Here is an 8,971-nt window from a genome sequence, read left to right as displayed (position 1 = left end):
TCGGTTATCATTAAAAATACCCCTTATAATGATGTCAGCAACCTTGCAGATGTCATTAAAACAGTCTCAAAAAGCCAATCAGTATTGTCAATAATATCAGCGCAGGCGTGCTACTCTGTAATCTTATCCGGTGTATCAGGGGTAGGGGTTATGTCGATTACCTCATCGGTCTTAACCTCATCTGCACGTCTCATAGCTATGACGATCTCTGATCCGGGAGGAAGATCAAAGCCTGACTCTCGGAATTTATCCGGTCTGTGCGCTCGAAGCAGCGTTACCATCAACTGATCAGAATACAGAATCTCGTCACCGACTTTTTTACCTTGATAATAGATTGGCCTGGCGAACCCTTCCAGAGCACGACGCCTGGCCTCCGCCTCCAGTGTATCTGTAGCACGCTCTATAGCATCATCCCAGTCTTTGGCAAACTGTTTGTTGTTGCGTCTGAGATGATGTACATGTTGACGCGATACACCTATGCTTGCCGCTGATTTTGTAACGTTACACGTGAGGGATAAATTCTGGAAAAACCGCTTATATAAATCCCCAGACAATCTCGGTAAGCACCGCCCATTGCTTGTTTGTCCAGGGTCATTCATTGTTTTTATCCTTTTCATTGCGGGCGTTTAAAAGCTTTTGGGCGGCTTGGTAGCTTTTCTGCTGCGGTAGTTGGTTTTTTTAGTACATCCTGATCATAATGTATTGTGTTGTCTCTGCGCTTGAGCACACCCTGTAATACATCATCACATATTGGTTGTCTTGATCAAGACTATAAAAATAAGTGATTAAATCGCCCATTATATCTCCAGTTTACCCTTGCCTTGGTGTTAATGTACGCTGTAGCTCGATTACAAGCTGTCTGTTTATATCCAATTTGGCTTGATTGCTCTGATAGGTGTGATATATTGTTATCATAACAAGTCCTCAATAAATGGGCATATCTTTAATCCCAGGATTCTTTTAAGATTATTTATAGACATATAAAGAACTTCGTCGTTATCAAATCTAATAATATGTTTAATCTTCTCCAATTTTAACAAATTGTCTGTCCTCTCACCGTCTTTTGTATCTTGTTCTTTCTCGTTATGATTAGAGCCGTCAATTTCAATAACAGTTAAATAGTCCGTTAAATAAAAATCAACTATATAACCTTTCTTGCCGACTGTAAAAATCCTTTGAAAATTATATTCTATCTCTAATGCGTTAAGCAGGTCTTTGAAGGTTTGTTCTGATCTTGTTATATTTGTAATAAGCCCACGTTTATTTCTTCTTAATGCCTTTCGGTACTCTTTATTTATATTCTTTTGTCTATGTTTTTTAGATGGCTTAATTTTTTTATTAGACTGGCTTGACTTATAAAAGACTACCCTTCTTGGTTTCTTGTATGATGGATGTTTTTTAATCCATTCTTCTTGCTTTGCTATTTCCTCTGCTCTTGTCATATTCTCTCTTCCCCATAGGTACTTGAATATATTTTATCATTGTCTTGTGCTGTTTGTGCACGATTACACATATTCGATTTTCGTACACTTTTTATTTTCCATACATCCCTAATCTTTCACGGTTTTTTCATTTTTCTGGATTATGTAAACTTTTTATGACCGATAATCGCACACCGATAAAATCATGTCAACAGTTTTGTATGTTATCTTAAGTTTTTTTAGGTTATTTTCACCGTTTTTATCCACATGTAAAATCAATGGCTTACAGACCAACACCACGTCAGCCCGCTAAAATAGTGACACGGGCTAATCACCAGTTTTGCTTTTACAAACGATATACTACCAATCTTTTAACTATGTCAAGTTTTTTTTATTATCAAACAAAATCAACAGCCTATACAAATATATCAAATAAATTAACAATGTGGCACAGTGTTCGCAGTACTATCTTAAATAGTTTACGTTTTCACTTGACATTCTCCAGTAAGTTTTATAAGTAGGGATTGAGGCGGTAAATGGATTTTTTATTTCATAAAACAATTAATCGGGCGCTTTATAGAGTGAATCTTTGGGAAACCATTTATTCGCCTCAAACTCTATGGAGCGCCCTTTTTTTATTTGGAGGAACCCATGTTAAAACATAACGGCAACAAAACAAGAAAAGCATATCAAGAGTATTACGGTGAAATTCCAAAAGGTTGTGACATCCACCATAAGGATAGGGATTTTACTAATGACAGCCCAGATAATTTAATTGCTTTATCAAGAAGTGCTCATTGCAAGGAACATCGGTTCGACGAGAATTCTTTATTAATGCGAATCAGGAAGGGTAAACGTAGAAGCTATAAGACTATATTAAAACGATTAGAGATTATGTTACACCAGCTTAATAATAATATTTATTGGTAACAGTTTTAATCCAGGGTAGCTCTATAAAAAAGCAGCCGGCAATCACGCCGGGGAAAAATTAGGAGGAAAAACCATGAAAAGATACTTATTTGCGGATCCAGGTGGCAAGTCCGCTCTACGACGGGCTACAGAGAACAACCCCAGGGCGTATCAGTGCCCAACATGTGAGCGTCCTAATATGCTCACAGCTAAGGATGTGCGGCTTGGGTATCAGTGCGACAGATGCGCTGATGGATGCAGTTATGAGGATATATGCTGCGGAGACTATTAACCCCGCTTAGCTCTTGATCCCGCTCTTGATTGAGTATCCAGGGCGGACGTGAGGAACTAAACCGGCAATTATGCCGGGAAAAAAAAGGAGAGAAAAATGTGTAAAATAATTTCAGAGATGGTTTTGTTTAGGGATTGCCCGCTGGCAGAGAACCAGTGGGAAACCGCAGGGGACGAGGTTGCTCCGGAGCAAATCGGAGCGATACACATCCATCGCTCGGGAGACTGGGACTTCCAGTTCTCCTCGGAGGGTGAGGTATGGATGGTTTTTGCCGCCTACGTAGGTGGCACCCCTTTTAACTTTGTAGAGTTTTTAGGGGAAATATAACAACTGGGGAAGTTAGAAAGGAGGAAAAATGCAAATAAAACCAATGCGGTGGAAGGAGCATGCGTTCCCATGCTTCCATTGCCGACAAAATTTAGCGGAATTTGAAGCGGTTTTACGGTTTGATGAGGCAACCGTAAATCAATGTTTGTGTAATGTTTGTATAAATTTACCAGAAACCATAATTTTAGAGCGGGCAATGAGAAGGGAGAAAAAAACGGAATAAATTTATATTGACATTTTGACATCACCTCTGATAAGTAATAGTATGAATGGGCGGTTGTTAGGCCAACATAATTCTGAATGCCAGTACATTCAGTCCCGCCCTTCATACCCATAAACCTTACTGGAGGTGTCAAAATGTCAAGAAAAGACCGCGAGTTGTTTATCCAAATTTATCATTCCATGTACGACTCAAAAGAATGGCGTTTCCTCAAATGGTATTCAAAATTAGCCTATCTAAGGATTAAACGAAAATACAATCCAAACAAGGGCGAACAGGTTTCAGTATCATATCGGGAAATGAAAGACGAGATGAGCCAAGCGACTTTTGGCAAAGAAATTAGGGAATTACTGAAAATTGGGTTTATTGAAGTTGTTCAAAAAGGCGGGCTTTACCGAAAAAAGAATTTCTATATTCTTTCGTATCGCTGGAAGTCTCTTGGGCTTTCACCCCTTACAATGGTAGATATACATTAGGCACTGTAGATTAGCGCTTTAAAAATTGGAATAATGGCTTAACAGCACTGTAGATTAATGCGTGAGTTTATAACTATCCTGTTTGGCGCATCATAGATTAGCGCTTTAAGCGCTGTAGATTAGTGTTGATGTTTAATTTCAAACTAATAAGCCATAAACCACCATTTTAAATAGTTGTTTACTTACTGACTCACGATAACGAATCTAAAGCCTGCCAAGTCGAATTTGGCGGGCTTTTTTCTTTCAGCCAAGTTTCCACCTGTCTTATGCCACAAGCGCTGGAATTTGAGAGCTTGCGGCGTCTTGGTTAGTGTTTAACTCTATGTTGAGCTCCTGAGCTCGTTTTTTCCGCTTCGCAGCCTGAAATCCTGCTTCAGTTCGATATAGTTTCTTTTTCTGCGCCCGTGTCAGCTTCTTCGCTTGTTTCGCCATCTGTAACCTCCTCAAATTCCAAATATTTTTCAAATTCCGGGCAATTCGGGTCATCAGGGTTTCCCCATGCGCACGTGCCCCTGCCTGCCAACCCCATACCGGACGCACACTCTAACCAGTTACAGATCGGTCGTATCATTTTTTCACCTTCTCCACCGGTTTTTTATATAAATCATTATCAATAAGTACCTGTACCATCCCCTCGGCCAGTGCGTCTATTAATTTTTCAGGATCGCACTCCTTTCCAAGGTTTTCCATACAATTTGTATAATTTATAGCATGTAGAATCTCATGGAAAAAACAAACTAATTGAGCGGTATTGGTTTGTATTTCACCTGCTGGTGTCATTGCCTTAATTCTGATTTCTCCGACTTCTAAACAACATTGACCAGTTAAAGTGTCATTGCTGAAAATGTAAGGATGTTTTACCTGATATGTGTGAGCTCCAATTTTTATGGTTTTTGGGAAAATCATCGTATTATCCTTTCCCACAGCTTCCGCCATAGTGGCTTCTGATACCCAGTTATAAACACAGCCCACGCCTCACGGATAGCACTTATCCTTCCCGGGCCCCGTTTTACAAATATTACCTGTTCCAATTTCTTTAGTTTGTTTTTCATAATAGTTGGCCAAGGAGACTGTCGTCTTCAGGCGACAGAGGAATTGGCCTCCTCCTTTTTTTAAGATTTCTCTTGACAACTACATACAGCATGATTAATGTATGAATATGAACCTGGACGCTATATGCTACCCAGGTAGGGCGGCAGTCAACCCGCCTATCGTAGCGCCTTCCGAGGCAGTTACAAGCCGTCTGCTTTAGCTGACGGTAGTTGACTTTTAAACTTTTCCATCTTTTTTTTCCACGCATAATATCCTCTACCATAAAACAATATTTTAAACTCAAAATAGTATCCGCCCAGCAACCTGTTCTTTGCAATTTTAATATAAAGCCAGCCGACATAGAATTTTAGTTTCATAAACTCCCTTTCTCAATATGAACAACACAGGTATTAACATTGGTTCCGCTTTCCTTAAATGAGCCTTCCGGCAAAGTCTTAATTGTGCCGCCTGATTTAGCCACCAACTCACGAAACTCAACCGACTTTTTATTTGTGCGCCACATCACAGAGGAGGAGGCTATCGACACGACACACCGATTGGCCAGCTCTATCATGTGTGTGATATGAGAAATATCGGACTGAAAACTAAACGGCGGATTCGCAATAATAACATCATACCTTTGCTGACACTGTAAAAAATCCTCTCCGACAACATAATATCCTTCTTCCCTGAGATATATTCTGTCTTTCAAGTTTAATTCTATACAATCGCAAGAAGCGCCTTTATTAATATGCTTTACAATAGCCCCGCGGCCCGCGCTTGGTTCTAACACCGTTTCGCCTGGTTGGATATTTGCCATATCTACCAGCTTTTTAGCGAGCTCGTCTGGCGTTTCAAAAAACTGGTATTCCTTTTTTGCGTCTGTGTATTCTCCGGTTAGTAAGATTTCCTCTATAATTTCAGCCGGTTCAACCTTGAATATATGAGCTTTCTCTTTTCGATTCCACTTTCCTTCGAGCGCAACAAGGACATTATTGACAGCCATATATAGCTTTCTTTCAAGTTGTTCCCCAGGTAGATATAATTTGAGATCATCTATTTCTGAGTTTGCCAATACGTTTGCTACTTCGTTTGAGATTTTCATGTTTCCTCCAGTCTAAACGTTTTGAATATTAATCTTACCGCATACTTAGGCAGTAGTCTATGAGTATATAGCCATAGTGATATTATTTTAAATCTTTTACAGCGTCCTTAAACTGCACCGTCTTGTCCAGCCATATTAAATTAATTCTCCGTGTCGGACCCATGCGTTGCTTTGCAATATTCAACTCAGCTTTGCCATGCCACTTTATCATGTCTGGCGTCATCGTGCCGTCATCATGGTATTTATTCATGATATATTGTTCACGTCTATACGGAAACATCACCACGTCTGCGTCCTGTTCAATCGACCCAGAGTCTCTTAAATCTGATAACACTGGTCTTTTATCCGGTCGCTTCTCGCAATCTCTATTAAGCTGTGATAATAAAACAACCGTAATTTCAAGCTCTTTTGCTAATTGTTTGAATCTTCGCGTTATCTCTCCTACTTCATAGTTTTTGCCTTTTTTTGTATCCCCTTCGATTAACTGTAAATAATCAATAAAAACAATTTTAATATCTTCTTTCTTTTTAAGCCTTCGGGCGATCCGGCAAATATCCAGCGTCTTAAAACAATCTTTATCGGCAACAAACATCTTTAATTCATACAATCTGCTTGCAGCTTCTGTTTTTAAGCGCCAATCATCCATAGAAAACCAGCCATTTCTAAACTTCATTAAACTGACTCCGCTTTCGCTCGCCGACAAAGAATCATAAAGCTGTTCCTTAGACATCTCTAATGATATTATTGCGTTAGGTATTTCTTTTTTTGCCATATTTACAGCCATGTTCCGCATAAGACTACTTTTACCCATACTTGGCCTTGCTGCAATTATTATTAAGTCCCCTGGTTGAAATCCGCATGTTACTTTGTCAATATCAATAAAACCGGAAGCTACCCCCGAAACATTAGTTTGATTATTATATATTATTTCATGTCTATCTTCACCCTCTACAGCAAGTTGTTTCATATCTATATAGTTGTCACCGGATATTCCAGTGTCTATTCTCAATATATCCGTTTGGAATTTATCAACAATCTCATCTGTGTCCCCGCTTGCTTCTTGACATGATTGAATGGTCTTATAACAAATATCTATTGTGTTACGTAATACAGCATATTGTTTTATTTTTTTAACTGTGTATTCTATATTAATCGCAACCGGTGTATCTATAAGTACAGCTAAATAGCTTGCCCCGCCAATAAGTTCTAATTGTTTTAATATTTTTAATTTATCTACAAGCATTACAATATCAACCGGCTCAGATTTTCTTTTTAGTTCGAGCATAGCTGAATATATTTTCTGGTGCGATGTCTTGTAAAAATCGTTAGGGATTAATATATCAGCAATATCATCAAGGGATTCAGTATTTATTAAACATGATGATAATATGCTTTGTTCTAATTCTATATTTTGTGGTGGGATGTTATTCAAGAATATCCTCTATCGGTGGTTGATAATTAGCAGGTTCAAAATTATTTAGCTTTAATTCAAATTCGTCTTCCCAACAGCCTTTATTTAACCATGTAGCCGGGTATTTCCATTCTGGTCTAAATTCGCCGTTTGCATTTTGACGCCACGCTGTTTGTTTTTTAACAGCAGTCAGTAAAACAGATATTTCAGGAAGCTGATTGTTTTTCAGTAATTTCTTCCATCGCTCAAGACACTCTTTTTTACCTTTACGGTTAGGATAAGTTGAATAAAAAACCTCAAATTCTTTTTGATTAAAAACCTTTTTATTAGGAGAAGGATCAGGAGAAGGATCAGGAGAAGGGGCATTGCTTGGTGATGCTTGTAGTATGCCCTTAGCATCGTTTAGCATTAAATTATTGTTTTTATTCTTTTTGTTCCAACGGCTTTCTGCTGCATTTTTTGCCTTTTTTGATCTTTCTGGTGAATAAAAAGCATATCCGTTATGATCTTTCCAGTCATGGATACTATAAACACCACTTATTTCATCTATAAATTTATGCTCAAGTAATGCTAAAACGAACTTTGAGCATTCCCCATTCCAGTCAGAAGCAATTTCAATATCATCAATATCCATATTATTTAAAACACCACTTGGTTTATTCATAGCAACAAACGACCATAAATTAATTAATGAATAAACAGCCTCATAACCTAACTGTCGTATGAGTTTTTTTGTTTTAGGATGGTGCGGAAACGATACGGCAACTCTAAAATCTTTATTCATTGCGCTTGTCCTTTATTTTCTGCCAACAAACCCCACAAAAATATTTAATTACCCTATCATTATCGTTTCCCAAACGACTGATTGCTATCTTTAAAGCTTCAATAATTTCCTCTTTTGTTAAAAAATTCAAAAACCGTTTTAAGCTTCCAGTTTTAAATGAATCGGAAAACTCCCACCCAGGATAAGCCTTTATATAAATATTGTTTATGCCATTAATATTATTATTAATCCTTCTATTAATTTTTCTTATTAATTTTCTATATTCTTTAAGTTGATCTTCTTTTTCTTTTAATATTTCTATGTTTTCAGGTGTTTTGTTTGGTTTTTTTGTTAAGCGAACATTCCTTTTCCCTCTATTACAATCGAAGCATGAGCTAACCAGATTGTTTATATCGTTGTCTCCACCTTTTGAAATTGGTTCTATGTGGTCAATCTCAAGTGTAATTTCTGGTGGTGTTTTCCCACAATATACACATTGGAAGTTGTCTCTCTTAAAGACATCGAATCGTAATTTTTTGCTTATAGATTTTCTTTTGATGGTCTTCTTTGTCATAACAATCCCCTTAAAACACCAATAGGGCATACCAAAACGGAGGTCACGGCTCCTGAACTACACAGGGAGTGCAGTCTTTTGATATACCCTATTTGAATTTTAAATTGATTGTCGAGACCGTGACTTCTCATAGAATTACCTTTCACAAGCACCATTACGCGTGTGGTGTATGTTTGTCAATATTTAAATGAGATATTCTCAGCCGCTCAATTTCCTCAATAGCATCCTCGATTTCACATTCGATGTCATCGCCATATTCGTCCCAGTCACGGGCAAGTAGCTGATCCTTTTTCAGGATGCCTTTTAATCTTTCTACGATGTCCATATTAATTCCTCAGCTTCTTCCACGATTTATTTAATTTTTTTTTGCAACATCCATCTATATAGCGTGGTAAACCCCGCTTCAGCCGCTATTTCTTTTCTATTTTTATTGCGTGTGTC

At 38.0% G+C, this 8,971-nt stretch carries 14 protein-coding genes; 4 read left to right on the top strand and 10 right to left on the bottom strand.

What is annotated here, in order from left to right; genetic code table 11:
- Positions 1 to 110 precede the first annotated feature (110 nt).
- Positions 111 to 617: a hypothetical protein gene (locus Q7J67_00600; protein MDO9463795.1), complete on the bottom strand. Its 507-nt coding sequence runs from the start codon at positions 615 to 617 to the stop codon at positions 111 to 113.
- A 294-nt stretch (positions 618 to 911) separates the two neighbouring features.
- Entirely contained in the window at positions 912 to 1,442 is a 531-nt protein-coding gene (locus Q7J67_00595) for a DUF559 domain-containing protein (GenBank protein ID MDO9463794.1), read from the bottom strand.
- Positions 1,443 to 2,072: 630 nt separating this feature from the next.
- On the opposite strand from Q7J67_00595, the gene Q7J67_00590 reads away from it, so the two are divergent.
- From Q7J67_00590 to Q7J67_00575, 4 genes are all read left to right on the top strand, one after another.
- Positions 2,073 to 2,351: an HNH endonuclease gene (locus Q7J67_00590; protein ID MDO9463793.1), complete on the top strand. Its 279-nt coding sequence runs from the start codon at positions 2,073 to 2,075 to the stop codon at positions 2,349 to 2,351.
- A gap of 73 nt (positions 2,352 to 2,424) precedes the next feature.
- Positions 2,425 to 2,622: a hypothetical protein gene (locus tag Q7J67_00585; GenBank protein MDO9463792.1), complete on the top strand. Its 198-nt coding sequence runs from the start codon at positions 2,425 to 2,427 to the stop codon at positions 2,620 to 2,622.
- A 96-nt stretch (positions 2,623 to 2,718) separates the two neighbouring features.
- Positions 2,719 to 2,949, top strand: coding sequence for a hypothetical protein (locus tag Q7J67_00580; GenBank protein MDO9463791.1), 231 nt, complete (start codon positions 2,719 to 2,721; stop codon positions 2,947 to 2,949).
- A 357-nt stretch (positions 2,950 to 3,306) separates the two neighbouring features.
- Complete coding sequence (locus tag Q7J67_00575; GenBank protein ID MDO9463790.1) at positions 3,307 to 3,645, top strand: hypothetical protein; 339 nt, start codon at positions 3,307 to 3,309, stop codon at positions 3,643 to 3,645.
- Positions 3,646 to 4,018: 373 nt separating this feature from the next.
- Here the strand turns inward: Q7J67_00575 and Q7J67_00570 are convergent, their stop codons facing one another.
- The 8 genes from Q7J67_00570 to Q7J67_00535 form a co-directional block, all read right to left on the bottom strand.
- Positions 4,019 to 4,216, bottom strand: coding sequence for a hypothetical protein (locus Q7J67_00570; GenBank protein ID MDO9463789.1), 198 nt, complete (start codon positions 4,214 to 4,216; stop codon positions 4,019 to 4,021).
- The gene (locus tag Q7J67_00565) at positions 4,213 to 4,581 is read right to left on the bottom strand and encodes a hypothetical protein (GenBank protein ID MDO9463788.1); all 369 of its coding nucleotides are present in this window, start codon (positions 4,579 to 4,581) and stop codon (positions 4,213 to 4,215) included. Before Q7J67_00565 ends, Q7J67_00570 begins: the two co-directional genes overlap by 4 nt.
- A 296-nt stretch (positions 4,582 to 4,877) precedes the next feature.
- Positions 4,878 to 5,054 (bottom strand): hypothetical protein, encoded by a 177-nt coding sequence (locus Q7J67_00560; GenBank protein ID MDO9463787.1) that lies wholly within the window; start codon positions 5,052 to 5,054, stop codon positions 4,878 to 4,880.
- Positions 5,051 to 5,782: an SAM-dependent methyltransferase gene (locus Q7J67_00555; GenBank protein ID MDO9463786.1), complete on the bottom strand. Its 732-nt coding sequence runs from the start codon at positions 5,780 to 5,782 to the stop codon at positions 5,051 to 5,053. Before Q7J67_00555 ends, Q7J67_00560 begins: the two co-directional genes overlap by 4 nt.
- An 82-nt stretch (positions 5,783 to 5,864) precedes the next feature.
- A complete protein-coding gene (gene dnaB / locus Q7J67_00550; GenBank protein ID MDO9463785.1) occupies positions 5,865 to 7,214 on the bottom strand; it encodes a replicative DNA helicase in 1,350 nt (449 codons plus the stop codon).
- Positions 7,207 to 7,977, bottom strand: a complete 771-nt coding sequence (locus Q7J67_00545; GenBank protein ID MDO9463784.1) for a hypothetical protein — start codon at positions 7,975 to 7,977, stop codon at positions 7,207 to 7,209. Before Q7J67_00545 ends, dnaB begins: the two co-directional genes overlap by 8 nt.
- Positions 7,970 to 8,530, bottom strand: coding sequence for an HNH endonuclease (locus Q7J67_00540; protein MDO9463783.1), 561 nt, complete (start codon positions 8,528 to 8,530; stop codon positions 7,970 to 7,972). The genes Q7J67_00545 and Q7J67_00540 overlap by 8 nt, the downstream gene beginning before the upstream one ends.
- 154 nt (positions 8,531 to 8,684) lie before the next feature.
- Positions 8,685 to 8,855, bottom strand: coding sequence for a hypothetical protein (locus Q7J67_00535; GenBank protein MDO9463782.1), 171 nt, complete (start codon positions 8,853 to 8,855; stop codon positions 8,685 to 8,687).
- Positions 8,856 to 8,971: the final 116 nt, after the last annotated feature.

The sequence above is a fragment of the bacterium genome (genome assembly GCA_030652805.1).
GTDB lineage: Bacteria > JAHJDO01 > JAHJDO01 > JAHJDO01 > JAHJDO01 > JAHJDO01.
The sequence above is the reverse complement of the archived record's forward strand: the minus strand, read 5'-3'. Positions and strand labels throughout refer to the sequence as shown.

Bases quoted from the DNA above. Each gene is read 5' to 3' on its own strand.
- Q7J67_00600 (MDO9463795.1), bottom strand. From the start codon at position 617: ATGAAAAGGATAAAAACAATGAATGACCCTGGACAAACAAGCAATGGG.
- Q7J67_00595 (MDO9463794.1), bottom strand. From the start codon at position 1,442: ATGACAAGAGCAGAGGAAATAGCAAAGCAAGAAGAATGGATTAAAAAA.
- Q7J67_00590 (MDO9463793.1), top strand. From the start codon at position 2,073: ATGTTAAAACATAACGGCAACAAAACAAGAAAAGCATATCAAGAGTAT.
- Q7J67_00585 (MDO9463792.1), top strand. From the start codon at position 2,425: ATGAAAAGATACTTATTTGCGGATCCAGGTGGCAAGTCCGCTCTACGA.
- Q7J67_00580 (MDO9463791.1), top strand. From the start codon at position 2,719: ATGTGTAAAATAATTTCAGAGATGGTTTTGTTTAGGGATTGCCCGCTG.
- Q7J67_00575 (MDO9463790.1), top strand. From the start codon at position 3,307: ATGTCAAGAAAAGACCGCGAGTTGTTTATCCAAATTTATCATTCCATG.
- Q7J67_00570 (MDO9463789.1), bottom strand. From the start codon at position 4,216: ATGATACGACCGATCTGTAACTGGTTAGAGTGTGCGTCCGGTATGGGG.
- Q7J67_00565 (MDO9463788.1), bottom strand. From the start codon at position 4,581: ATGGCGGAAGCTGTGGGAAAGGATAATACGATGATTTTCCCAAAAACC.
- Q7J67_00560 (MDO9463787.1), bottom strand. From the start codon at position 5,054: ATGAAACTAAAATTCTATGTCGGCTGGCTTTATATTAAAATTGCAAAG.
- Q7J67_00555 (MDO9463786.1), bottom strand. From the start codon at position 5,782: ATGAAAATCTCAAACGAAGTAGCAAACGTATTGGCAAACTCAGAAATA.
- Q7J67_00545 (MDO9463784.1), bottom strand. From the start codon at position 7,977: ATGAATAAAGATTTTAGAGTTGCCGTATCGTTTCCGCACCATCCTAAA.
- Q7J67_00540 (MDO9463783.1), bottom strand. From the start codon at position 8,530: ATGACAAAGAAGACCATCAAAAGAAAATCTATAAGCAAAAAATTACGA.
- Q7J67_00535 (MDO9463782.1), bottom strand. From the start codon at position 8,855: ATGGACATCGTAGAAAGATTAAAAGGCATCCTGAAAAAGGATCAGCTA.